Annotated in this window: 20 protein-coding genes; 9 read left to right on the top strand and 11 right to left on the bottom strand. The window is 62.3% G+C overall.

Features of this window, described 5'->3' with window-relative positions; all coding sequences use genetic code 11:
• Nucleotides 1-252: 252 nt before the first annotated feature.
• The 4 genes from HX805_RS14885 to HX805_RS14870 all read right to left on the bottom strand — a co-directional run bounded on the left by HX805_RS14885 (nt 253) and on the right by HX805_RS14870 (nt 4,351).
• Nucleotides 253-1,320, bottom strand: a complete 1,068-nt coding sequence (locus tag HX805_RS14885) for an ABC transporter ATP-binding protein (protein WP_008430152.1) — start codon at nt 1,318-1,320, stop codon at nt 253-255.
• Nucleotides 1,321-1,325: 5 nt separating this feature from the next.
• Complete coding sequence (locus HX805_RS14880; protein ID WP_008430153.1) at nt 1,326-2,117, bottom strand: ABC transporter permease; 792 nt, start codon at nt 2,115-2,117, stop codon at nt 1,326-1,328.
• Between the two features lie 28 nt (nt 2,118-2,145).
• A complete protein-coding gene (locus HX805_RS14875) occupies nt 2,146-3,081 on the bottom strand; it encodes an ABC transporter permease (protein ID WP_008430156.1) in 936 nt (311 codons plus the stop codon).
• Between the two features lie 109 nt (nt 3,082-3,190).
• Nucleotides 3,191-4,351, bottom strand: coding sequence for a PotD/PotF family extracellular solute-binding protein (locus tag HX805_RS14870; protein ID WP_177116987.1), 1,161 nt, complete (start codon nt 4,349-4,351; stop codon nt 3,191-3,193).
• Between the two features lie 761 nt (nt 4,352-5,112).
• On the opposite strand from HX805_RS14870, the gene HX805_RS14865 reads away from it, so the two are divergent.
• Nucleotides 5,113-6,204, top strand: coding sequence for a thiamine pyrophosphate-dependent enzyme (locus tag HX805_RS14865; RefSeq protein ID WP_177116986.1), 1,092 nt, complete (start codon nt 5,113-5,115; stop codon nt 6,202-6,204).
• On the opposite strand, the gene HX805_RS14860 is transcribed toward HX805_RS14865, so the two are convergent.
• Nucleotides 6,195-7,061, bottom strand: coding sequence for a helix-turn-helix transcriptional regulator (locus HX805_RS14860; RefSeq protein ID WP_032899479.1), 867 nt, complete (start codon nt 7,059-7,061; stop codon nt 6,195-6,197). The genes HX805_RS14865 and HX805_RS14860 overlap by 10 nt on opposite strands.
• Before the next feature lie 439 nt (nt 7,062-7,500).
• Here HX805_RS14860 and HX805_RS14855 point away from each other — a divergent pair, with 439 nt between their 5' ends.
• From HX805_RS14855 to HX805_RS14835, 5 genes are all read left to right on the top strand, one after another.
• Entirely contained in the window at nt 7,501-8,667 is a 1,167-nt protein-coding gene (locus HX805_RS14855) for a Gfo/Idh/MocA family protein (RefSeq protein WP_177116985.1), read from the top strand.
• 64 nt (nt 8,668-8,731) lie between these two features.
• Nucleotides 8,732-9,763, top strand: coding sequence for a glycoside hydrolase family 3 N-terminal domain-containing protein (locus HX805_RS14850; protein ID WP_177116984.1), 1,032 nt, complete (start codon nt 8,732-8,734; stop codon nt 9,761-9,763).
• A complete protein-coding gene (locus tag HX805_RS14845) occupies nt 9,750-10,790 on the top strand; it encodes a glycoside hydrolase family 3 N-terminal domain-containing protein (RefSeq protein ID WP_134326922.1) in 1,041 nt (346 codons plus the stop codon). The genes HX805_RS14850 and HX805_RS14845 overlap by 14 nt, the downstream gene beginning before the upstream one ends.
• Nucleotides 10,774-11,655, top strand: a complete 882-nt coding sequence (locus tag HX805_RS14840) for a sugar phosphate isomerase/epimerase (protein WP_134326921.1) — start codon at nt 10,774-10,776, stop codon at nt 11,653-11,655. The genes HX805_RS14845 and HX805_RS14840 overlap by 17 nt, the downstream gene beginning before the upstream one ends.
• Before the next feature lie 49 nt (nt 11,656-11,704).
• Nucleotides 11,705-13,291 (top strand): GMC family oxidoreductase, encoded by a 1,587-nt coding sequence (locus tag HX805_RS14835; RefSeq protein WP_008436028.1) that lies wholly within the window; start codon nt 11,705-11,707, stop codon nt 13,289-13,291.
• A gap of 41 nt (nt 13,292-13,332) precedes the next feature.
• Here the strand turns inward: HX805_RS14835 and HX805_RS14830 are convergent, their stop codons facing one another.
• The 5 genes from HX805_RS14830 to xylA all read right to left on the bottom strand — a co-directional run bounded on the left by HX805_RS14830 (nt 13,333) and on the right by xylA (nt 18,744).
• Entirely contained in the window at nt 13,333-13,512 is a 180-nt protein-coding gene (locus tag HX805_RS14830; RefSeq protein ID WP_032899468.1) for a hypothetical protein, read from the bottom strand.
• A gap of 91 nt (nt 13,513-13,603) precedes the next feature.
• Nucleotides 13,604-14,740 carry a sugar ABC transporter permease gene (locus tag HX805_RS14825; RefSeq protein WP_003219656.1) on the bottom strand — a complete coding sequence of 379 codons (1,137 nt, stop codon included), beginning with the start codon at nt 14,738-14,740 and terminating at the stop codon, nt 13,604-13,606.
• Complete coding sequence (gene xylG / locus HX805_RS14820; RefSeq protein ID WP_177116983.1) at nt 14,741-16,300, bottom strand: D-xylose ABC transporter ATP-binding protein; 1,560 nt, start codon at nt 16,298-16,300, stop codon at nt 14,741-14,743.
• Between the two features lie 68 nt (nt 16,301-16,368).
• Nucleotides 16,369-17,370, bottom strand: a complete 1,002-nt coding sequence (gene xylF, locus HX805_RS14815) for a D-xylose ABC transporter substrate-binding protein (protein ID WP_177028798.1) — start codon at nt 17,368-17,370, stop codon at nt 16,369-16,371.
• Nucleotides 17,371-17,427: 57 nt separating this feature from the next.
• On the bottom strand, nt 17,428-18,744 hold the full coding sequence (gene xylA, locus HX805_RS14810) for a xylose isomerase (RefSeq protein WP_003219661.1): 1,317 nt from the start codon (nt 18,742-18,744) through the stop codon (nt 17,428-17,430).
• Nucleotides 18,745-18,897: 153 nt separating this feature from the next.
• On the opposite strand from xylA, the gene HX805_RS14805 reads away from it, so the two are divergent.
• From HX805_RS14805 to HX805_RS14795, 3 genes are all read left to right on the top strand, one after another.
• Nucleotides 18,898-20,109, top strand: a complete 1,212-nt coding sequence (locus HX805_RS14805; protein ID WP_003219663.1) for a DNA-binding transcriptional regulator — start codon at nt 18,898-18,900, stop codon at nt 20,107-20,109.
• Between the two features lie 54 nt (nt 20,110-20,163).
• Nucleotides 20,164-22,314: a phosphocholine-specific phospholipase C gene (locus tag HX805_RS14800; RefSeq protein WP_102369418.1), complete on the top strand. Its 2,151-nt coding sequence runs from the start codon at nt 20,164-20,166 to the stop codon at nt 22,312-22,314.
• 139 nt (nt 22,315-22,453) lie between these two features.
• Nucleotides 22,454-22,729: a hypothetical protein gene (locus HX805_RS14795; protein ID WP_003219667.1), complete on the top strand. Its 276-nt coding sequence runs from the start codon at nt 22,454-22,456 to the stop codon at nt 22,727-22,729.
• On the opposite strand, the gene HX805_RS14790 is transcribed toward HX805_RS14795, so the two are convergent.
• Nucleotides 22,720-24,435, bottom strand: a complete 1,716-nt coding sequence (locus tag HX805_RS14790; protein WP_177116982.1) for an amidase — start codon at nt 24,433-24,435, stop codon at nt 22,720-22,722. The two genes, HX805_RS14795 and HX805_RS14790, sit on opposite strands and share 10 nt — an antisense overlap.
• Between the last annotated feature and the right edge of the window lie 86 nt (nt 24,436-24,521).

The following is a 24,521-nucleotide window of genomic DNA, read 5'->3' as shown; positions in this document are numbered from 1 at the left end:
CGGAGTGAGGGAACGCCGAGCCTAGGCGAGGCGCCGACAGGCGGGGCAGAGCCCTAATGAGATGGTCAGCCCGGCACGGGCCCCCGGTAAATCTAGACTTACCGGAGGGCCCACTTCCCGCTCAATAAAACCGACCATTACTCTCTTCCCCCCGGGCAAAAAAAACGCCAGACCAGCCTCCCGTGAAAGAGCGCATGATCCAGCGTAAAAATGAACCTCGGCTGCTTCAGCCAGGCCCCATGTTCAACCCCTTCAGACCGGAATCACCACAAAGCTTTCCGGTTTGCAGGTCAACGCCACGTTCGTACCCGGCGGCAGTGCGTGGCTGCCGGGAGTCGGCAGTTGCTGGCATTTGAGATCAAGCGTGCCACCGGCCACCTCCACGCGGTAGATCACCCGATTACCGATAAACGAAGTGTCCTTGACCTTCCCGGCAAACGCACCGTCGGCCAGTGCGGCGCCCAGAGCCGGCTCAAGGCCGATGGTTTCAGGCCGGATCGACACATTCACCGGCCCTGCACCCACGCCGCTTTTAGCGGTGTGGGCATAACGCCCAAACGGCAACTCGACCACGCCACCGAGCCCATACGTGCCGTTGACGATATTGGTATCGCCGAAAAACCTGGCGGCAAACAACGTGCGCGGCGACCAATACATCTCCTGCGGCCCGCCGATCTGCTCGATGCCACCCTTGTTCAGCAATACCACACGGTCCGACAAGATCATCGCTTCGTCCTGGTCGTGAGTCACATACACAAACGTGGTGGAAGTCTCTTCGTGGATGCGCTTGATCTCGTTAAGCATGTGATGGCGAATCTTCAGGTCCAGGGCCGCCAGCGGCTCGTCCAGCAGCAACACCGCCGGGCGATTCACCAGCGCGCGGGCCAGGGCCACACGTTGCGCCTGCCCGCCACTGAGCTCGGAGATCCAGCGGCTCTTGAAGCTTTCCAGTTGCACCAGTTCCAGCGCCTTGTTCACTTCACGCTTGATCTCATCCTTGGGCTTCTTCTTCAAACGCAACCCGAAGGCCACGTTGTCGAACACGTCCAGGTGCGGGAACAGCGCGTACTTCTGGAACACCATATTCACCGGGCGGTGTTCAGGCGCCAGGGCGGTGGAGTCCTTGCCGTCGATCACCACTTTGCCGGTGGTGGGCTCTTCGAAGCCGGCAATGATCCGCATCAGGGTGGTCTTGCCGCAGCCACTGGGGCCGAGCAGGGTCAGGATCTCGTTGCGTTTTACCGTGAGGTCGACTTTGCCCAGGGCAGTGAGGTTGCCGTAGCTCTTGGAAATTCCGGTCAGTTCAATACTGTTGGTCATGGTGATTACTCTGCAGTTTCAGCACGTTCAAGTTCGAGGCGGCGACGACGCAAGGTCATGACCAGGCCGGCAATGGCGATGATGGCGATGGTCACCACCAGCATGAATACCGAGGCGGCATTGATGGTGGGGCTGACGGCGCGGCGCATCATCGAAAGAATCATGAGGGGCAGCGTGGTGTCGCTGCCGGTGACGAACACGGTGATCAGGAATTCATCCATCGACAGCGCCACCGCGAGGATCGCGGCGCCGGCGATGGTTGGCCCGATGATCGGCAGCGTCACCAGCCAGAACGCTTTGAGGGGCGAGGCGCCGAGGTCACGCGCGGCCTCCTCGAACGACAGGTCGAAATACTCCAGCCGTGAGCGCACCGACTCCACGAAGAACGGAAAGGTGAACAGGGTGTGGCCGATGATCACCGTCAGCAGCGAGCGGGGCAGGCCGACCAGTGAGAAGAAAATCACCAGTGCAATCCCCAAAAATAAACCGGGCAAGGCGATGGGGGCGAAGTTCATGAACGCGAACACCGCTTTCACCCGGCCTTTCATGCGCATCAGCGCCAGGGCCGAGAACGTGCCCAGCAGCGTGGTGAGAATCGCCGAACCGGCGGCGACGATCGCACTGTTGGTCAGGGCTGTCATGAAGTCTGAACTGCTGAACAGCGCCTCGTACCAGCGCGTGGAAAAACCCTCGAACGGGAACGACAGCGAGGCGGACGAGTGAAAGCTGAACAGCGCGATAATCGCGATGGGCGCGTAGAGGAACAACATGTAGACGTAAGTGAATAACCGGATCATGGCGAGTTACCTTTTTTATGAGCGGCAGTCAGTCGTGGTAACGCTTGCCGGGTGCCAGGTTGGCTGCGCGCAACACCCCCAGCAGCAACGCGTACACCAGCATGAACACGATCAACAGCAGATAAGCCATCGCCGCACCGAGTGGCCAGTTACCTACCGAGCGGAACTGGTTGGCGATCACCAGCCCGGTGGTCATCGCATCCCGGCCGCCCAGCAGTTGCGGGGTGACGTAGTCGCTGGCGGCCAGCACGAAGGTGAACATGAAGGAGCTGACGATGCTCTTGTGGGCCATCGGCATGATCACCCGCCACAGAATGGTGACACCGCCGGCGCCCAGGTCGGCAGCGGCCTCCAGGTAGTCCTTCTTGATGTCCCGCAGGCCCGACACCAGCAGCAACAGAGTGAAAGGCAGCATGATGTGCACCAGGGTCAGCACCACGGCGAACTTGCTGAACACCAGCCACTCCAGCGGCTGGTCGATCAGGCCGAAGTGCAGCAGGGTGGAGTTGATCACGCCGTTGGTGCCCAGGATCGAGCGCCATGCGTAGACCCGTACCAGGTAACTGGAAAACCACGACACCAACGCCAGGTACAACACGGCGTTGGAGCGTGTGCGGTACACGATGTAATAGGCCACCGGCGCACTGATCACGGTGGAGAGCAGGGCGGTCCAGAAGCCGTTTTGCAGGGCGATCCACAGCGAGTCATAAAACCCGCTGGCGCTCAGGGCCTTGGCATAGTTGGCCAGGGTGGCGGCGGGCTCCATGCTGAAGGTCTTGGCGGTCCAGAAACTGGCAATCAGCAACAGTGCCGACGGAACCAGAAAGAACACCACCAGAAACAGCAACGGCGGCGACGCCAGCCAATACCCGCTGAGGGTTCTCTTATCCATCTTCACGTGTTTACCGACCCTTGAATCGCCGTCGTCCAGGGGCATGGACTCGGTGTTGTTGACTACGGTCATGATGAGGTTGCCTTTGCGTTTTTATTCGAGAGTCAGGGCGCGTTGACCCGTGGGGCGCGTGTTGATGAACACCCACCCCACGGTTGCCAGCGCCGGCGTGCCAAGCGCTCTAGAACGAGCCTTTGAAGTTCGCCCACTGATCGATCCATTCCGCATAGGTCACATACTTTTCGGAGCTCAGGGGCGGTTGGCCATAGAGTTTGGATTTCTCGAAGAAGCTGTCGAGGTTCGCGTAGTCAAAGGTGTTTCTCAGGTCCTCCGGCAGCAGCGGCACGGCCTTGGGGTTGACCACGCCGGAGAACATCGTGGTTGCCATCTTGGCCTGGGTATCGGGCTCCAGGGTCTTGTTGATGAACTCCAGGGCCAGGGGAATATCCTTGGCGGTTTTCGGGATGAACAACGCATCGCACCACAGCGCTGCGCCTTCGCTGGGCACCGACAGGGCAGTGGTCACGCCACGCTTGATGGTTTCGCTCGGGGTGTTGGCGGAGGCCGAGAACACCGCGTCCACTTCACCCGATACCAGCAGCGATACCGCGTCACCCGACGAGGCCGCGAACACGCGGCACTGATCACGGTACGGCTTGAGTTTTTCAAAGGCGTCGTTGAATTCGGCGCGGGTCAGGTTGGGGTACTTGTCGCCGTAGCCGGCGATAGTTGCGATCAGCGACCAGTTCGAGGTGCCGTCATCGACAAAGGTCAACTTGCCCTTGAGCTTGGGGTCCAGCAGGTCGGTGTATTGGGTGGGCTTTTTGACGTTCTTGGGGTTGTAGATGATGGTGTTCATCCCCCACAGCAACGGGATGCCCCATTGCTTGCCGTTCCAGTACCAACGGCTGCCCTTGTAGAACAGCGCGAGGGTATTGTCGGCGGAATAGTTGGGGATCTTCGTGGTGTCGATGGCCTTGAGCAGGCCCATTTCCTGATAGATCTTTTCGTAGCCCAAGGCGTACATGGTCAGGTCGAGCTGCACTGGATCGGAGCCTGCCAGCCGGGCGGTGATGTCGTCCTGGTTGCTGGCATAACTGGAGCGCACGGTAACGTTGCGTTGCTTGCGCCAGTCGGCGAGTTCGGCGTCGCCGGTTTCGCCTTCCCAGCCGAGGATTTCCAGGTGCCCGGTGGTGGCGGCAAATGCGCTGGGCACGAACGAGCCGAGGTACAAGCCTGCGGCAGAGGCGGCAGCGCCCAGCAGGAACGAGCGTCGTTTCAAGCTGAGGGAATTGAAGTCAATGCCGGTCAAACCATAACCCGTCTCTATTTCTTTTTTCATTTCGAGTTCCTGCCTGGGTGGTGGGTGCAAATGTTGAGCGACTTGCAAGGCATGGGCCTGGTGTCGATGCCAGGTGCGTCCTTTTGTATGCAGTCAGTTGGATCGGCAGTGTTATGGCCAGCATTGATTCCATGCTGCTGGGGAGGGTGGTAAGGCCTCCACTGTTCCGATTGACTCTTCCTTGGCGGGGCGACGCACGCTTATTCCGGGCTGCAGGGTGTTGCGGGCCTGAAGCGGTGCGCCCAGCGCTTGATAGGCTCGGCTTGTTGTTTTCATGGGTTGAGTATTGAGCGGGGAGGCGGGGGGCTCAATTTCGCAGGGGGGTTAAAAGCGACGCACTCTGACGCATTGGAGTGACCTAAGCGGCGCACGTGGGGGCCCAGGGGTTTCTGGGGGGGGATCCGTAGCAAGAGCACGGCGGCCTGAAAGCCGACCTGCAGGTTAGAAACCAGAGCAAAAGCAGAGCGGCTTTTCTGTAGGCGCTGGCTTGCCTGCGATGCAGACAACTCGGTACATCAGACACACCTGGGCGATGCCATCGCAGGCAAGCCAGCTCCCACATTTGACCGTGCCCGCTTTAGCTTTTGATTTGGCTTCTAACACTCAAGCCGGCCTGTAGGCCGCTGTGCTGTAGTGAGCCCCAATATCTGCGTCAATCTGCGTCTCTTTTACCCAAGGTGCGAAATTGAGCCCACCCCGCACCAGGCGAATACTCCAAGCCTGATCCCGGCCCAGACGCCGCGCATTCGCTGGAGTATCGAGTGAAATTCACAGGTGGCCAAATCATCGCCAAGGCACTCAAGGCCAACAGTGTCGACTACGTAGCCGGGCCCCCGGGCGACGGCGCCCGGGCCCTGGTGGAAGCGCTGCTGACCCCGGGCACCGACATCCCCTTTATCCACGTCATCCAGGCCCACAGCGCCGTGCACCTCGCCGACGGCTACTACCGTGCGTGCGGTCGCCCCATGGCCGTCGTACTCACGGGCCCCCTGGGCATCCCCTCAGCCCTGGGAGCCCTCGCCACCGCGCACCAGGACGCCTGCGCGCTGCTGGTCATCAGTAACGCCCAGCCCGAAACGATAGCCGCCAACGTCATGAAAGATCACGCGACGGTTTCGACACTACAACAGCTACCCCAAGCCCTGCGCCAAGCCTTCGACACCATGCTGAGCGCCCATCCCGGCCCTGTCAGCCTGTCCATTGACGACGCCCTCCAAGGCGCCTCCACCAACGCCAGCCTGCAACCCGCCACCCTGCGTGCAGAACCCCAACCCACCCCGCGTAAAATCAGCGTACTGCGCGAAGGCCGCGCCTCATCCTCCGTGCTGGAAAACGACGCCATCCTCGTCTTCGGTAGCGGCCCCACCCAGCCCATGGCCCGCAAGATGTTCCCGGTGCATTACCCCGGCAGGCACTTGTGCGCCGGCAACCCCGCCACCCTCGGCTGGGCCGTCCCGGCGGCTATCGGCGCCAAGCTCGCCATGCCCGCCCGCCAGGTGGTCTGTGCGGTGGGCAGCCGGGATTTCCTGCAGTCGATGCAAGAGATGGCCGTGTGCGTGATGCACAGCATTCCGGTGGTATTCCTGGTCTTCAACAGCAACGGTGACGAAGCCCTGGGCGACGTACAGACGTCGCCCATCGAGCAGCACCGGGCCGGTGAATTCAACCTGCCGGATGGCAAACCCTATGCCCCGGACTTCGCCGGCATCGCCCGAAACTTCGGCCTTGAAGCCTGGCGCGTCGAACACGCGTCACAACTCAGCGCGACCCTCGTCAAAGCCCTCAACAGCAAGGGCCCGTCGCTGGTTGAAATGATGACGGCACGCCAGCCCCTGCAGGTCCCTCAGTCCTGACCGCCCCAGACAATGGTGGCGTTGTCGCCGGTCATGTATTCACGTACGTCCAGCGGGATCGACTGGTCGCTGGGCAACAGCACCGTTGCATTGCGCAAGTGATGCTTGCGGATCTTGCCCTTGTCCACCAGTCCCAGCGCCATGCGCGTGGAGAAGGGCTGGCGGAACGAGGACGACGCCACACCCGTCACCAACCCGTAGAGAAAACGGATCGGCCGACGATGCTGCGGCGTCAGGATCGAGAACGTCATTTCGTTACGTTGCTTGCCTTCGAAATCCACCATGAACAGGCGATCGCCCAGCAGCAGGCAGAACCCGTGGTAGGTGAATGAATACCCGATCTTGCCGCTGCCATCGCGCAGCGGAAAGCGCTCGACGGTGACGTACTGCACCATCGAGTCGGCGCGGTACAGGCAGGTGACCGAACGCAGGATCCGGCCCTTGTAGATCGATGAATTGTGGTAGCGGTAATACACCCCCAGATAGTCTTCGAGCACGTCAGCCGACTGCTTGGCCAGCGGCAGGAAATGATTGAACTGCTCCGAAGCCCGCAAGCCGGTCGGCAGTTCGTTTTCATAGCCTTCATAGAACTTCTTGAACTCGGCGGGCGGGCGGAAGAGGTCTTCGGCTTCCATCATGAAATAGCGGCCGATCTTTTGCAGAATCTTCTGCGACGGCACGTGCTGGCCCACCAGGTACTTGTTGAACTGCTGGCGGTTCACATCAACTTTGCGGCACATGTCGGCCACCGACCGGCAGGACTCCACCAGCGTGCTCAGATTCTTTTGCACATTGGCCTGCAAGTCGCTGCGCGCCTGCTGTCGCTCGGGGTGGGAGGTGGCGGCGGCTAATGACAGGGGCGATGAATCCGGGCGGCTGGGCATTATTATCTCGATGTACTTGGCTGGGTTAAGGCGCCAGTTATTAAAGTTATAGCGCAGTTATCGAATAACCTTGGGCATAACCGTAATAACCGTTTAAGCGTTTGAAACTTCCGATCATTACCAAAGCATCTTTCATGCCGTTTGTTTAAGTTCAAACATGAAGTTTGAGCATAACTGAATGCGTCAGATTGTAAGCGCTTTTGCTGAAGGTTCGGCGCCAGTGCGTTGTGGTTTTCACGGGTCAATCGTGACGGTGGCGGTCCGCCCAGTAACACATTCGATAGCGACGGGTAACACCCCGTGCTGCGCAGGAGTGCTTCAGTCCGCGTCAGGTATCGCCAAGGGTGCGAAATGGTGGAAACACCGGTCACCCCTGATACTCGGGCCAATGCTTTTTGCGGAGGATTGGGCGATGGCAAGGTTGACCGGCGACATTCCCGGAAAGAGGCGACTCAAGGTCGGCATGGTCGGCGGCGGGCAGGGCGCTTACTTCGCCAGTTACCACCGCGCCGCGATGCGCCTGTGTAATCGCTTCGATATCGTCGCCGGCGCATTCTCTGCCGACGCAGATAAATGCCGCGAGGCGGGCGCAGCGCTCACTATTGAACCCGAACGTATCTACTTGTCGTTCGAGGACATGGCGGCCGCCGAGTCTCGCCGCCCCGACCCGATCGAGGCGGTGGTTATCGTGACGCCCAACCACTTGCACTTCGAACCGTGCCGGTTGTTCCTGGAGGCGGGCATCCCGGTGATCTGCGACAAGCCCCTGGTCAACCACCCTGACGAAGCCCGTGAGTTGGCGAGCCTTGCCGAGCGCCATGGGACATTTTTTGCGCTGACCTACACCTACCAGGGCTACCCGATGGTCAGGGACGCCCGCAGTCGCATCCAGGCCGGCGAGCTGGGTGAGCTGCGCTTCCTGTACGTCGAATACCTGCTGGAGTGGCTAGCCCCCGGCGTGTCCGGCTTGAGCAATAGCCTGGCGTGGCGCGGTGACCCGCAAAAGGCCGGCCCCACCGGCGCGCTGGGAGACGTCGGCACCCACGCCTTCAACCTGTTGGAGTTTCTGTCCGGGCAGCGCTGCACCCAGCTCAACGCCAAGTTGACCAGCGTGGTGCCGGGTTGGGGCCTGGACGATACCTGCGTGGTGCAACTGGAATTCGACGGCGGCGTGGATGGATTGTTGTGGGCCAGTTTCGCCGCGCCCGGGCATCGCAACGGCTTGCGCTTCAAGGTCGTCGGCAGCCTGGCTTCGCTCGAATGGTGCCAGGAGTCACCGGAAACCCTGTTGTTCACGCCCACTGACGCTGCAGACCGCATCTATCGGCGAGGCCAGTCCGACAACAGGCCGCAGACGCTGACGTTCACCAGCTTGCCGGCGGGCAATACCGAAGGTTATCTGGAAGCGCTGGCCGTGCTGTACGCCGACTTCGCCGAGGCCCTGGACGCCGGGGCGCAATGGCGCACAGCGACCAGCGTCCCGTTGCCGGATATTCACGAAGGCGTGCGCGGGGTGTTGTTGTCCCAGGCCAGCCTCGAATCCCACCAGCAGCGGGCCTGGGTGCCTTTCCCGCGGTAATTGATTTCATGCGTGGCACCGCTGCGCATCCAACGACTCACCCAAACGCTGTTGAGGAAAAACAATGTCAAGCGAACTGCATCGCGCCGCGTATTCGGTACTGCTTCCCGCATTCGGGGATTTGCACCTGGACGACAATGTGCGCCGTTACCTGAGCCGTGGTGGTGTGTCCCTGTTGCTTGGGGAAACCCGGGATGAATACGTGGGCCGAGGCATGAGCCCGGCGCGCAAGGCGGCCGAGTCCAAAGCTGATTTCAACAGTATCGTCAAGGAAGCCACGGCGCTGGCGGGCTCTGCGGTGCTGATCGCGGTAGACCAGGAACTCGGCGGAATCGAACGCCTGCACCAACTGGTCCCGGCGGTCGCCACCCGGGCGCAGCTCCAGGACCTCGGCGCCGAGGACCTCGAGCAACGTTGCTTCGAGATGGCCGCCGCGGCCCGCGGGCTGGGTGTGAATCTGTTCCTGGCGCCCATCGTGGACGTGGTCACCGGCGTCAATCCATGGCTGCACAACCGGCACCTGGGCGCGGATCCAGTGGAAGTCAGCCGAGTGTCCTGCGCGTTTATCCGCGGGGTGCAGCGCGCGGGTGTGATCGCCACTGCCAAGCACTTTCCCGGGCACTACGTCACCGAGCACGATCCGGCCATTGCCGAAGCCACCGTGCCGGGGCCGCTGGAATTGCTGCATGACAATCTTGAAGTGTTCAAGCAGGTCATCGCCTCCGGCGTAAAAGCCGTCATGCCTGGCCCGGCGGTGTTTCCTGCGATTGATGCGCAGCAGTCGGCGTCCACCTCGTCGAAGGTCATCGGCGTACTGCGTGACACCCTCGGCTTCGAAGGCCTGATCATTTCCGATGACCTGGACGCCGTGTCGATCCTGCGCGGCAACACCATCCCCGATACCGCCGTAGCCTCCCTGGTGGCCGGTGCGCACCTGTTGCTGGTGTCCAGCGAGTCAGGCCTGGACAGCATCGCCGAGGCGATTGTCGCCGCCGTCCACGAAGGCACCCTGGACCGCCAGGTTCTGTTGGACGCCGCTGCCAAGGTTCGTCAACTGGCAATTGCCACCCAGGAAACCAGCCATGAGCGCGAATGACCGCAAGGCCTACGGCGTGCTGTTCCCGGTATTGCTGGACGTGCAGATGACGGATGACGTGCGTCGGTTCCTCGGCAATGGCGGGCGCAGCCTGTTGTTTGGCGAGACGGGAGAGGAATACGTCAGCGGAAAAATGAGCGCCAGCCGCCTGCAAACCGAAACCCTGGACATCTGGCAGCGTTTTACCGGCACGGCCACCGAACTGGGTGGGCCGCTGCTGCTGGCAGCCGATGCCGACATCTCCGCCGTGCACCGCTTGCAAGGGGTGACCCCGGCGCTGCCGGAGCCCGATGTGGCCCGGGCGATGGATTGTGCGGCGCTGGAACAGGCGTGCTTCAAGGTCGCCACCGCCGCGCGGGCGACCGGGGTCAACCTGCTGCTGTCGCCGACGGCGGATGTGGTCGGCGGCCGTAATGTGTGGCTGGCGGGGCGCACGCTGTCGGGCGATGTCCACCAGACGGCGGCGATGGTCGGTGCGTATGTGCGCGGCGTGCGGCGGGCCGGGATGGCCAGCACCCTGAAGCACTTCCCCGGGCACCCGGTGCTGTTTCAGCAGCCGTCGACTGAAACGGCGGTGGTCAGCGAGTCCATGCAGCAACTGCGGGCCTTCTGGCCCGGGTTTCAGGCCGGGATCGACGCTGGCGCCGATGCGGTGATGATGGGCCCGGCGATATTCGCTGCGTGCACACCGCCCACGGCAGCCTCGGTGTCGCCTGAATTGATCGGCGTGTTGCGCCAGGAGTTGGGCTTCAAGGGGCTGGTCATGACCATCGACCTCGATCACCGCTCAATCATCGGCCAGATGTCCCTCGGCGAGGTCGCAGTGGCCGCGCTGAATGCCGGGGCCGACTTATTACTGATTTCCGCAAAGGCTATGCCCCACGTGCCGCAGATCGTTCGGGCGATTGTCGCCGCCGTCGCCGAGGGCCTCTTGCCCCAGGCACGGCTGGACGCCGCGGCGTTGGCCGTTGGTGCCTTGGCTGATCGCTGTTCAACCGTAGGAGCGCCATATGGCAACCCAAAATAACGTCCTCGCCCTGCATTCCACCGTTGCGAAACACTCGACCCTGGCGATGGATATCGACATCGCCCGGACGCTGGGTTTTGACGCGCTGGAGATCAACAGCGGCAAGCTGGAAGCGTATCTGCAGGCCGGCTATACCGAGTCGGAGCTTCAAACACTGCTCAAGCATGTGCCCGTCACCGGCATCGGCTACCTGCGGGATATCGAACGCCAGGGCGCCGAGCGCGAGGACCTGTTCAAGGAAGCCCGGCGGCTATTTGAGCTGGCCAATCTGGTGGGCGCCAAAGGCGTGCAAGTCCTCACCGGTCCGATCAATGTACAGGCGGTGATTGATTTTCAGGCGACCGGCAAGAGCCTGCATTACTCAGGCTTGCTGGGCCTGGATCAGGCCGAACAGTACGCCCGCACGGCAAGCAACCTGGCGGAGTTGGCCGATGTGGCCCGGCAATACGGTCTGCTGCTCTACCTCGAAGCCTTGTCCTGGACGCCACTCAACACCCTGGATCACCAACTGCAGTTGATTGAACGCACCGGGCGCAGCAACGTGAAGATGGTGATCGACTATTGGCATTGCTTTACCAGCGGCGTGACCCCTGCGGACGTCGCCCGGCTCGACAAGGACGTGATCTACGGCGTGCATGTCTGCGACTCACTGGCCTTCGAAGGCGGTATTCCGAATGAGGAAGTGCTGCGCGATGTGCCCACCGGCAGCGGCGTGCTCGACCTGGTCGAGTGGACCGCCGCGGTAAAGGCCACCGGTTACGCCGGGTGGTGGAGTTGTGAGTTGTTCTGCAAAAAACAGCAGCAGCAGAACAGCTACGCCGTCGCCCAACAATTGAAGACGCTGTTAACCGGCCTGGTCGGTTGATAACGCGCGTTTCGACACTGGCTGAATACTAAAAAGATCTGAGGTTGTCATGGTGGATTTCATCGTAATCGGGGGCGGCTCCACGGGCTGCACAGTCGCATCGCGCCTGAGTGAGGATGCGGGAGCGTCGGTGGTGCTGTTCGAGGAAGGCCCGCGGGATCGCAGCCCTTACATCCATATTCCCGGCGCCTACTACAAGACCGCCCAGGGCCCGCTGCTCAAGCGTTATGCGTGGGAGCCGACCGAGGACCAGCACCGCAGCGAAACGCCGACCATGGTCCAGGCCAGCGTGCTCGGGGGCGGCAGCTCGGTGAATGCGATGATTTATATCCGTGGCGTGCCCGCCGACTACGACGGTTGGGCCGAACAGGGCGCCGCCGGGTGGTCGTATAAAGACGTGTTGCCGTACTTCAAAAAGGCCGAGGACAACGAGCGGTTCTGCAACGAGGTGCACGGTGTCGGCGGGCCGCTGGGGGTGTCGGACCCGATCAATATCCACCCCTTGACCAAAGTCTGGCTGCGGGCCTGCCAGCAGTTTGGATTGCCCTATAACGAAGATTTCAACTCGGGCCAGCCCGAGGGCTGCGGGCTGTACCAGATCACCGCCAAAAACGGCTTTCGCAGCAGTGCCGCCGTGGCCTACCTGGCGCCGGCCAAGTCGCGCAAGAACCTGACGGTGAAGACCGGCTGCCGGGTGCTGCGTATCCTGATGCAAGGCAACAAGGCCGTCGGCATCGAATACCTGGAGAAGGGCGTGCGCCAGGTGATGCACGCCGACAAGGAAATCATCCTGTCCTGCGGCGCCATCAACTCACCCCGATTGCTGATGTTGTCGGGGATCGGGCCCGCTGAGCAACTGGAAAAACACGGGATCAAAGTGGTTCAGGATTTGCCCGGTGTAGGGCAGAACCTGCAGGACCATATCGAAATTTCACTGGTGTATGAGCTGACCGGCCCCCACAGCTACGACAAGTACAAAAAACCCTGGTGGAAGCTTATGGCGGGGTTGCAGTACGCGTTGTTCCGGCAAGGCCCGGCGGCGTCCAACCTGATTGAAGGCGGGGCGTTCTGGTGGGGCGACAAGACGGCGGTGCATCCGGATATCCAGTATTTCATGGTGGTGGGCGCGGGCATCGAGGAGGGTGTGGATTCGGTGCCCGGCGGCAATGGCTGCACGTTGAACCTGGGGCAGATACGGCCAAGGTCCAGGGGCTATGTGGAGCTTTACTCCGCCGACCCGATGTCCCCGCCGCGCATCGTGCCCAACTACTTTTCCGATCCGTACGACATTGAAAGCCTGGTGGACGGTTGCCTTGTGGGCGAACAGATCATGGCCCAGGCGGCCTTCAAACCCTACGTGGCTCGTCGGCATGTACCGGAACCCACCGTGCGTTCGCGCGAAGCGATGAAGCGGTTTTGCCATCAGGAAGCCCACGCCGCACTGCATCCATCCGGCACCTGTCGCATGGGTGTGGATGAGCGGGCAGTGGTGGGGCCGGACCTCAAGGTGCATGGCATCGAAGGGCTGCGGGTGGCCGATGCGTCGATCATGCCGACCCTGATTTCAGGCAACCCCAACTCGGTGTGCATCATGATCGGCGAAAAAGCTGCCGACATGATCCGGACCGCCCGATAGGGTTGCCCGGGCGGTAACACCGGCCTCTTTTTGGGGCAGGCTCAGGCGCCGATCAACCACAGCGCGAAACAGCTGCCGAGGGCCAGCAGCCCAAGGGCGATGCCAAGCTTTGCCTGCAGTTCAAGGGGCATTGCCCTAGGGTCCGGATGTTTGTCCATGGAATCAACGGACTGTACGCGGCCGTTGATCATCTGAGCGGTTGCAAAGAACAAACTGTGCATGGCATGTGCCTCGTGGGTCGTTTCTGCTCAAGTCGAGGCCGATATCGGCCGCCTGCTGGTCAAGAGCAAGCTCCATGCCATTGCCCCAACCTCAGCGACGCCCCGTCCGCGTACTCACATCCACCCACACCGCCAGCACCAGGATGCTGCCCTTGACGATCATCTGCCAGTAGCTGTCCACGTCGAGCATCGACATGCCGTTGTCCAGGCTGCTGATCACCAGTGCGCCGAGCAGGGCGCCGTACACCGTGCCCGAACCGCCGCGCATCGATGTACCGCCGATAAAGCACGCCGCGATAGCATCCAGTTCGCCCATGTTGCCCGCCGAAGGTGAACCCGCCGCCAGGCGCGCGGTGTTGACCAGCCCGGCAAGGGCGCACATCACGCCCATGATCCCGAAGATCCACAGTTTGACCGCCTGCACGTTGATCCCCGACAGGCGTGTGGCTTCCATGTTGCTGCCCACCGAGTAGATGCGCCGGCCAAAGACGGTCTGGCTGGTGACGTAACTGAACACCCCCAGCAGCACCAGCAGAAGCAGCACCGGCACGGGAATGCCGTCGTAGCTGTTGAGGGTGTAGACGAAGCCGGCCAGCACGAAACCGATCAACACCACGCGCACGCTGTCGCGCAGCATCGACGGCAGCGCCAAGCCGTGCAGGGCGCGGTTGTGGCGTTGGCGCCAGGTCAGGAATATCGCCAGCCCGAACAGCAACACGCCGAGAATCACCCCGACCACCGTCGGCAGGTAACCCTGGCCGATGTACACCAGTTGTGGCGAAACCGGTGCAATCGTGGTGCCGCCGGTAATGCCCAGCAGCACCCCGCGAAACGCGAGCATGCCGCCCAGGCCGACGATGAAGGAGGGGATGCGCAGGTACGCGGTCATGTAGCCGTTGCCCAGGCCAATCAGCAAGCCACAGAGGGCGACGATGGCCAGGTTCAGCGGCAGGGGAATGTGATAAACCACATCCAGGATCGCCGCGACGCCGCCGAGCAAACCGAGCATCGAGCCCACCGACAGGTCGATCTCGCCGCTGATGATCACCAGCACCATGCCGCAGGCCAGGATGCCGGTAATGGACATCTGCCGCAGCAGGTTCGACAGGTTGCGCGGGGTCAGGAAACCGCCTTCGGTCTGCCAGCTGAAAAACACCCAGATCAGCACCACGGCGATCAACAGGGCGAGCATTTTGTAGCGGGTGAAGAGCTGTTTGACCTGGTTCATTTACGCGGACTTCCGATCATTATTATTGTCATGCCCGTTCGGTTGGCTGAGGGCGGCGGCGAGCACCTGTTCCTGGGTCAGGCCCTGGTTGATGAAGTCGCCGCGCAACTGGCCCTCGCCGATCACCAGCACCCGGTCGGAGACCCCCAGCACCTCGGCCAGCTCCGAGGACACCATGATGATCGACACGCCTTCGGCCGCCAGCGCGCCCATCAATTTGTAGATCTCATATTTGGCGCCCACGTCCACGCCACGGGTCGGTTCGTCGAGGATCAGCACCCGGGGTTTGGTCAGGAGCATCTTGGCCAGTACGGCCTTCTGCTGGTTGCCGCCGGACAGGCTGGTGATCGGCAGGAACGGGTTCGCCGTCTTCAGGTGCATGCGCTTGATTTCCTGCTCGATGCTGCCCAGTTCCGCCTCGGCATCGATGCGCGTCAGGTGCGAGAAACGGTCCAGCACCGCCAGGGTGATGTTTTGCCCAACGCCCAGGTCCGGGACGATGCCCTGGCGCTTGCGGTCTTCCGGGACCATGCACAGCCCGGCGCGAATCGACTTCAGCGGCGTGCGTGTATCAATCGGTTTGCCATCCAGCCACACCTCGCCTTGGTAGCGCCCGGGGTAGCTGCCGAACAGCGCCGAGACCAGTTCCGTGCGGCCGGCGCCCACCAGCCCGGCGATGCCGAGGATTTCGCCACGGCGCAGGCTGAACGAGACATTGTCCACCCGCTTGCGGCTCGGGTTATCGACGTCGTGGCAGGTGATGTTGCGCGCCTCAAACAGCACCTCGCCGACCGCATGGGGTTCGGTGGGGTAGAGGTTGCTCATCTCACGGCCGACCATCTGCGTGATGATGCGCGACACGTCCATCTCGGCCATGGCCGTGGTCGCGATGTGTTTGCCGTCGCGGATCACCGCGATGGTGTCGCAGATGGCCGAGACCTCATCGAGCTTGTGGGAGATGTACACGCAGGCGACGCCCTTGGCCTTGAGCCCACGGATGATGTCCAGCAGCACCTCGATTTCCGAGCGGGTCAGCGCCGAGGAGGGTTCGTCGAGGATCAGCAGGCGCGCCTGCTTGTTCAGGGCCTTGGCGATTTCCACCAGTTGCTGGTAGCCGCCGCCGTATTGCGAAACGGGCAGGGCGACGTTCATGTCCGGCACTTTCAGCTCGCGCATCAGGGCTTCGGCACGGTGCATCATGGCGGGGTAGTTCATGCGCCCGCCGGGCAGTGTCAGTTCGTGGCCCATGAAGATGTTTTCGGCCACCGAGAGGTCGGGTACCAGGGTCAGTTCCTGGTGGATGATCACGATGCCGCAGGCTTCGGTTTCGGCGATGGAGTGGGCGCGCAACGGCTGGCCGTCCCAAAGGATTTCACCGTCCCAGGTGTCATGGGGATACACCGCCGACAGCACTTTCATCAGGGTCGATTTGCCGGCGCCGTTCTCGCCGCACAACCCTACGCATTCCCCGGGTTTTACCTTGATGTCGATGCCATTCAGGGCTTTGACGCCGCCGAAGGTCTTGACGATGTTGTTCATTTCCAGCAGGTAGTCGGACATGGCGGGCACTCATTCCACAGCGAAAAGGCAGGAGCGGCCTCAAACCGCCCCTGCAGTGAGCCGTACGCTTACTGCCCGGCGATTTGCGCTTTGGTGTAGAACCCGTCTTCTTCCAGCACGTTGACGTTGTCCTTGGTCAACGCGGTCGGCTTGAGCAGGATGCTCGACACCTGCTTGCTGCCGTTGTCGTACTGCGAGTTGTAGGCCGGTTTCTCGTCACGCACCAGTTGCACCGAGAGCTTGGCCGCCTCGGACGCCAGCAGCTTCAGGGGCTTGTAGACGGTCATGGTCTGGGTGCCGGCGATCACGCGCTTGATCGCGGCCAGGTCGGCATCCTGGCCCGAGACCGGCACCTTGCCCGCGAGTTTTTGTGCCGCCAGGGCCTGGATCGCGCCGCCGGCGGTGGCGTCGTTGGAGGCGACGATGCCGTCGATCTTGTTGCTGTTGGCGGTCAGGGCGTTTTCGACAATGCTCAGGGCTTCGGTGGGGTTCCATTCCTTGACCCATTGCTGGCCGACAATCTTGATGTCGCCCTTGTCGATCGAAGGCTGCAGCACCTTCATCTGGCCCTGGCGCAGGATCTTCGCGTTGTTGTCGGTAGGTGCGCCGCCCAGCAGGAAGTAATTGCCTTTAGGCTGCGCGCTCAACACGCCCTGGGCCTGCATCTCGCCGACCTTTTCGTTATCGAAGGAGATGTAGGCGTCGATATCGGCATTCAAAATCAGCCGGTCGTAGGACAGCACTTTCACCCCGGCTTTCTTGGCCTCGGCCACCACGTTGTTCAGCACCGTGGCATTGAACGGCACGATCACAATCACGTCGACGCCCCGGGAGATCAGGTTTTCGATCTGCGAGATCTGCCGTTGCTCGTTGGCGTCCGCCGACTGCACGTAGACCTTGGCCCCCAGTTGCTCGGCGGCGGCGGTGAAATAATCGCGGTCGCGGGCCCAGCGTTCAAGGCGCAGGTCGTCGATGGAAAAGCCGATTTTCGGGTGGGCCGCGTCAGCCATGACCGAGTTGGAAAGCAGTGCCAGAACGCTGGTGAGCAAGACGGTTTTCAGGTGTTTCATGATGGTGAGTCCCTTTTATTGTTGTTTAGACGCACTGCTGGACCTGGAGCGTAGCGGTCATGGGTAGATAAAGCGATTCACTACGCCTTCGAGCATCTCCTGGCGGCCACTCACAGCTTGTGGGTTCAGTTGGTGGCTGAAGGCATGCTCGGCCAGCGACGCCAGGCTGAAGTCGCCGCCAAGCACGGCACGCCCGAAGGATTGGTCCCAGCCGGCATACCGCTGGGCCTTGAACTGTTCGAGGGCGTCGTTCTGCACCATGGCGGCGGCACGTTCCAGGGACAGCGCCAGCACGTCCATTGCGGCCACGTGGCCATGGAACAGGTCAACTTCGTCGAGGCTTTGGCGGCGTACCTTGGAGTCGAAGTTGTAGCCACCTCCCTTGAAGCCACCGGCCTTGAGTACCTCGTAGGTGACCAGGGTCAGCTCCTCGACGCTGTTGGGGAACTGGTCGGTGTCCCAGCCGTTCTGCGGGTCGCCACGGTTGGCGTCGATGCTGCCGAAAATCCCCAGGGATGCGGCGGTGGCGATCTCATGGTGAAAGCTGTGGCCGGCGAGGGTGGCATGGTTGGCCTCGATGTTGACCTTGATCTCTTTCTCCAGGCCGAACTGATGCAGGAAGCCAAACACGGTGGCGCTGTCGTAGTCGTATTGGTGCTTGGTGGGCTCCTGTGGCTTGGGCTCGATAAACAGCTCGCCGGTGAAGCCGATCTTGTATTTGTGTTCGACCACCATGCGCATGAACCGCCCGAGTTGCTCGCGCTCGCGCTTGAGGTCGGTATTGAGCAGGGTCTCGTAGCCTTCGCGGCCGCCCCACAACACATAGCTGGAGCCCTTGAGACGGTGGGTGGCATTCATCGCGCTGAACACCTGGGCCGCCGCATAGGCAAACACTTCCGGGTTCGGGTTACTGGCGGCGCCGGCGGCAAAGCGCGGGTTGCTGAAGCAGTTGGCAGTGCCCCACAGCAGCCGGATACCGGTCTGTTCCTGATGGCCTTCGAGCTGGTCGACCATTCGCGCAAAGTTGTCGCGGTACTCCGCCAGGCTTGCGCCTTCTGGGGCCACGTCGGTGTCGTGGAAGCTGTAGTAGTCGATGCCCAGCTTGGAGAAAAACTCGAACGCCGCTTCGGCCTTGCCGCGTGCCACTTGCAGGGCTTCCCCCGGTTGCTGCCAGGGCCGCTGGAAGGTGCCGGAGCCGAACATGTCACTGCCGGGCCAGACGAAGTTGTGCCAGTAACACGCGGCCATCCGCAGGTGCTCGCGCATCGGTTTGCCGAGGATCAGCTTGTTTGCATCGTAGTGCCGGAAGGCCAGGGGAGAGTCGCTATCGGGGCCTTCATAGAGGATTTTTTCGACCGCGGGAAAGTAGGGCATCGCCAGATCCTTGTTGTTATGAGTGCACGTTAACCTTGCCTCGATACTAGCAACGGCCCCCGGCCAACCGATTATGAAAATCACCAGAGCGGGGTTCGATTTTGAGTGGTTTTGCGCGCATAGTGGCGCGACATATCGCATGGAGCCGCCCCTGTGAAAACTGTCCCGCCTGTGCACCGGATTGCCCTGCTGTTCAATGGCAACAAGATCTACGATCGCGGCATCATCACCGGGATCGGCAACTACCTGAGCAGTACGCGGGTGTCGTGGGATCTGTTCCTGGAAGAGGACTTCGTCTGCCGGCTCAAGGGTATCGAGCGCTGGCATGGCGACGGGATCATTGCCGACTTCGACGACCCGGCGATGGGCCCCGCGTTGGCGGGTGTGCATGTGCCGGTGGTGGCGGTGGGCGGGTCTTATGAGGATGAGCGGGCTTACCCACGGCATACTCCGTATGTGGCCACTGACAATTTTGCTTTGATCAAGCTGGCCTATGAACACCTGATCGAAGCCGGGCTGACGCGCTTTGCCTGTTTCAGCCTGCCTGAAGCCGATATCAACCGTTGGGCCCAGGAGCGCGAAAAAGCCTTCCGCCGCCTGCTGGAGCGCGATGGCTTGCCGGTGGAGGTGTATCGCGGGCTCGGCACCAGCGCGCCGCTGTGGGACTCGGCGGTGGAGCAACAAATTGCCTGGTTGCACAGCCTGCCCAAACCCATCGGCATCATCGCGGTCAGCGACGCCCGTGCCCGCCAGTTGCTGCAGGCCTGCCTCACCGCCGGCATCCCGGTGCCGGAGCAAGTGGCACTGATCGGCATCGACAACGACCCCTTGACCCGCACCCTGACCCGTGTACCGCTGAGCTCGGTGATCCAGGGCACTGAAAAAATGGGCCGCACCGCCGCGCGCCTGCTGCACCAGATGCTGCACGGCATGCCTTCGGCAGGCAGCCAGATCCTGGTGCCGCCGGAAGCGGTCAACGTGCAGACCTCAAGCCTGCACCAACCCCTCGGCCATCCCTACGTGATGCAGGCGCTGCATTTCATTCGCCAGTACGCCTGCCAGGGCATCAAGACCGCCCAGGTCGCCAACTACGTCGGCGTGTCGCGGTCGTCCCTGGAAGCGCATTTTCGCAGTGAACTGAACCGCAGCGTCCACGATGAAATCCTGCGCTTCAAACTCGCGGCTGCGGTTTCCAGCCTGGAAAATACCAGGGCCGCGATTGCGGATATTGCCTATGACTGCGGGTTCAAATCCGCCCAGTACCTGCACACGGTGTTCAAGCGCGAGTTCGGGTGTACGCCGAGGGAGTACCAGGTGGGGCAGGTCGAGCGCGATTCGAGCGATGTCATTTCTTTGTCGCCTTGAGTCCCTATTTTGTCCTGAGCTTCGCTCCAGAACTTCAAGGGATTGAATCGTCTTATGCCGACTCTTACACGCAGAACGTTGTTGCAAGCAGCTGCCATCGGATCCGCCTACACCCTGTTGCCCGACTCCATTCGCCAGGCCCTGGCGATCCCCGCCAACAACCGCACCGGCACCCTCATGGACGTCGAACATGTGGTGATCCTGATGCAGGAAAACCGCTCCTTCGATCACTACTTCGGCACCTTGCCGGGTGTGCGCGGGTTCAGTGACCGCTTCACCATTCCACTGCCGGGCGGGCACCGGGTGTGGGAGCAGCAGGGCGTTGGGCGGCGGATCCTGCCCTATCACCTGGACAGCTCCCGTGGCAACGCGCAGCGGGTCAGCGGCACGCCGCATTCCTGGGTCGACGAGCACGCCGCCTGGAGCAGCGGCCGGATGAACGCCTGGCCAACGTTCAAGACACCCACCTCGATGGGTTACTACCGTGAGCAGGAAGTGCCGTTCCAGTTCGCCCTGGCCAACACCTTTACCCTGTGCGACGCCTACCACTGTTCGGTACACGCAGGTACCAATCCCAATCGGCTGTTCCACTGGACCGGCACCAACGGCCCGACCGGTGCAAATGTGGCGGCGGTGGTCAACGAATGGGACGGCCCCGGCGCGGTGGGCGTGGGCTACACCTGGAAAACCTATCCCGAGCGCCTGGAAGAAGCGGGTGTGAGCTGGAAGGTTTACCAGTACCTGCCGGATAACTTTGGCGACAACCCCTTGGCCGGGTTTCGCCAGTTTCGTGCGGCCAGCGTCGCGGCCGGCAACCCCGCCGTGCCACCGAAAGACTTCAAGGATTTTGTGCCCTACAGCGATCAACTGAACGCCCGCGTGCCGTTGTATAAAGGCAATGGCAACACCCTGCCGGCGGTCAGCGGCAGCGACCTGGAATCGATCATCCAGGGCTTTCGCAAGGACGTGAACGACGGGCGCCTGCCACAGGTGAGCTGGCTGGTGGCGCCGGCCGATTACTCCGAACACCCCGGGCCTTCCAGCCCGGTGCAAGGCGGCTGGTTCACCCAGGAAATACTCAAGGCACTGACCGCCAACCCGGACGTGTGGAGCAAGACCGTGCTGCTGGTCAACTACGATGAAAACGACGGTTTCTTCGACCACGTGCCGTCGCCGTCAGCCCCGTCCAAACGCCTGGACGGCAGCTTTGCCGGAAAGTCCACGGTGAAGTTCGACAGCGAGATCTTCACCCACCCGGCACCGCCCGGTTCAAGCCAGCAACCCGCGCCGGACGGCGGGGTGTACGGCCCCGGGCCGCGAGTGCCAATGCTGGTGCTGTCGCCGTGGAGCCGTGGTGGCTGGGTCAATTCCCAGGCGTTTGATCACACCTCCGTGCTGCAGTTTCTGGAGAAGCGTTTCCACGTGCGCGAACCCAATATCAGCGCCTGGCGCCGGGCGGTGTGCGGCGACCTCACCTCGGCCTTCAACTTCGTCAACCCCAACACCGAGACCCTGCCGCCGCTGCACACCATCAGCCGCCAGGCCGCCGACTCCCTGCGTCAACGCCAGGAGCAACTGCCCCAGGTCGCCCTGCCGACGGTGGGCCAGCAACAGGCGCCTTTCCAGGCGCGAATGGCGCGGCCATCCCGGGCGCTGCCGTACCAATTGAACGTTGAAGGCTCGGTTGACCGTCGCGCCAGTTCGGTGAGCCTGGACTTCTTCAACAATGGCGAACAGGGCGTGGTGTTCCACGTCTACGACCGCCTGCACCTGGACGAGGTACCGCGCCGCTACACGGTGGAAGCCGGCAAACACCTCAGTGACACCTGGCAAGTGGCGGGCGCCTACAAGCTCTGGCTGTTGGGGCCGAATGGGTTCCACCGTTCGTTCAAGGGGCACCTGCAGCGTCGCGAGCCGGAGTTATCCCTGGCGTATCACGGCGACACCTTGCTGCTGACCCTGGTCAACCCCGGCAAGCGTGCGGCCTCAATCACCATCGAGCGTTGCCCTTACACCAAGCAGGGGCCGTGGCTGCTGGAGATTGCGGGCGGCAGTACCGTGCAACGAACGTTCTCCTGCCAGCCGAATGGGGGCTGGTATGACTTCAAGCTACGTGACGAGCATGGCTGGGTTCGGCGGGTGGCGGGGCGGATCGAGACGGGGGCGCATAGCATCAGTGATCCGTTGATGGGCAAGCGTGTGTGAAAGGCTGTTGATCTGCGGGGTGATTTCGTGGGCTTTTTCCCTGTTTTGTGTAGGAGCAGGGCTTTCTCCCCATGCAGCGCTTGAAACGCCACCCCTCTGGGCCATAGCCTCACGCTTTTCCTGACACTGAGGCCCGGCATTGGGTAAGCGAAAAACGGTTTGGCCCACGGAGCGGGAAGTTCGACTGCGCTTTATCCTGCTGGCAATCATTGAAACGGCCTGTATTCGAGGCGTTCCCCTCGAACGCCTGCTGCTTTCATACATACTGTTGCGCAACAAGCCGACCCAGGAGCAACTTTGGGAGGCCATCAGCGATTGCCTGCTCCTCGATGAGATGCGTGGCTTTCGATTTGAACCCGGGTCGGAAGCCGATCGGTTGATGCGCAAGATCAGCAGCGAAATCAATCAGTCCTGACGAGCCACCAGCGCCGGCGTGCGCGGCGGCACCAGGCGCTTGCTGCCCGTCGACTCATAGGCCGATGCCAATCGCAGCAGCGCCGAATCGTCATACGCCCGGCCGGCAAATGTCAGCCCCACCGGCATGCCGATGTCGGCCATGACGCCCATGGGCACCGTCACTGTCGGCACGCCCAAATGGCGGATGGCGAGGTTGCCGTTGGCGACCCACACTCCGTTGCTCCAGGCGATATCCGCCGACGCGGGATTCACATCCGCATCCGCCGGACCTACGTCGGCGACTGTCGGAAAAATCACCGCATCCAGCCCCAGGTTATCCATCCAGTCTTCAAGGTCGATGCGTCGTGTCTGTTCCAGGCCGCGCAGGCCGTCGGGCACGGTGCTGATCTTGTCCCACGGCGTGATGCCGCGCTCGGCCATGCGCACGTATTCGTCCATGCCGGCGGCCAGGTCGTCTTCGCGGTTGGGCAGGGTGCCGGGGTCGTGGGGGAAGATCTTCGGGCCGTCGACATCCGCCAGGCGGTTCAGCGCAGGGTCGCCATTGGCCCGCAGGAAATCATCGAACGCCCAGGCCGACAGTTCCCACAATTCATCGTGGAGGAATTCCTTGGACACCAGGCCTCGGGTAAACACTTTCGGTGCGCCCGGGCGATCGCCTTCGCAATTGGAGACCAGCGGGAAATCCACCTCGACCACTTCTGCGCCGGCGGCTTCAAGTGCCTTGCGCGCAGCTTCCCAGAGCTCGATCACCGAGGCCCGGGTTTTGATTGGCTGGCCAGTAGGGCCGCCGATTCCCGGGGCGTCGCTGGTGCCTGCCTCGGGGTCGGCGTTGATGTACATGCGCGGCACGCCGAAGCGTTTGCCGGCGAGTGCATCGCCGGTCGCGGCCAGGTCTGCGTAGGATTGCGGGCGTACCGAGGCGACGCCGGGGATCGGCACCCAGGGTTGCATCCGCCACAGGTCGCCGCGTGTGTCGGGGTCTTCTGCGACCACGACGTCGAGCACTTCAAGCAGGTCGGCCATGGTCCGGGCGTAAGGCACGACCACGTCCATGGTCGGGGTCAGCGGCCAGTTGCCGCGCACCGAGATCACGCCACGGGACGGGGTGTAGGCACACAGGCCATTGTTGGACGCCGGGCCGCGCCCGCTGGACCAGGTTTCTTCCGCCAGGCCAAACGCCGCGAAGCTCGCCGCAGTGGCCGTGCCGGCGCCGTTGGAGGAGCCCGAGGCGAACGGTGCGGTGAGGTAGTCGGCGTTGTACGGGCTCTCGGCCCGGCCATATACGCCGCGCTGCATGCCGCCGTTGGCCATCGGCGGCATGTTGGTCTTGCCCAGGCAAATGGCGCCTGTTGCCCGCAGTCGCTCGATGGTGAACGCATCGCGGTAGGCAACCAGGTTCGCGAAAGCCGGGCTGCCGGAAGCGGCGGTGAGGCCCTTGACCAGGTAGCTGTCTTTGGCCGTGTAGGGAATGCCGTCGAGCGGGCCCAGGGTTGTGCCGCTGGTCCGGCGTGCGTCGGATGCCCGGGCTTCCTCCAGCGCTTGCGGGTTGCGCACCACCACCGCGTTGAGCGCGGTGGCAGTCGTGGGGGCGTCGTAGGCGTCGATCCTGGCGAGGTAAGCCTCGACCAGTTCAACCGCCGTGGTCTGGCCGGATTCGAGCGCAGTGCGCAGCTGGGCAATGGAAACTTCGGTTACTTCGATCACGTGGTTATCGCCGGGTGCAGAAAAGGGGGAGGGCTTGAGTGCTGACTCAATCCAATCAGTGAAAGTAGCTTACTGATAGATTTTTC

This window comes from Pseudomonas sp. G5001, from assembly GCF_013385475.1.
In the GTDB taxonomy this organism is placed as follows: domain Bacteria; phylum Pseudomonadota; class Gammaproteobacteria; order Pseudomonadales; family Pseudomonadaceae; genus Aquipseudomonas.
Note: the sequence above shows the minus strand (reverse complement) of the source record. Positions and strands in the feature narration are given on the sequence as shown.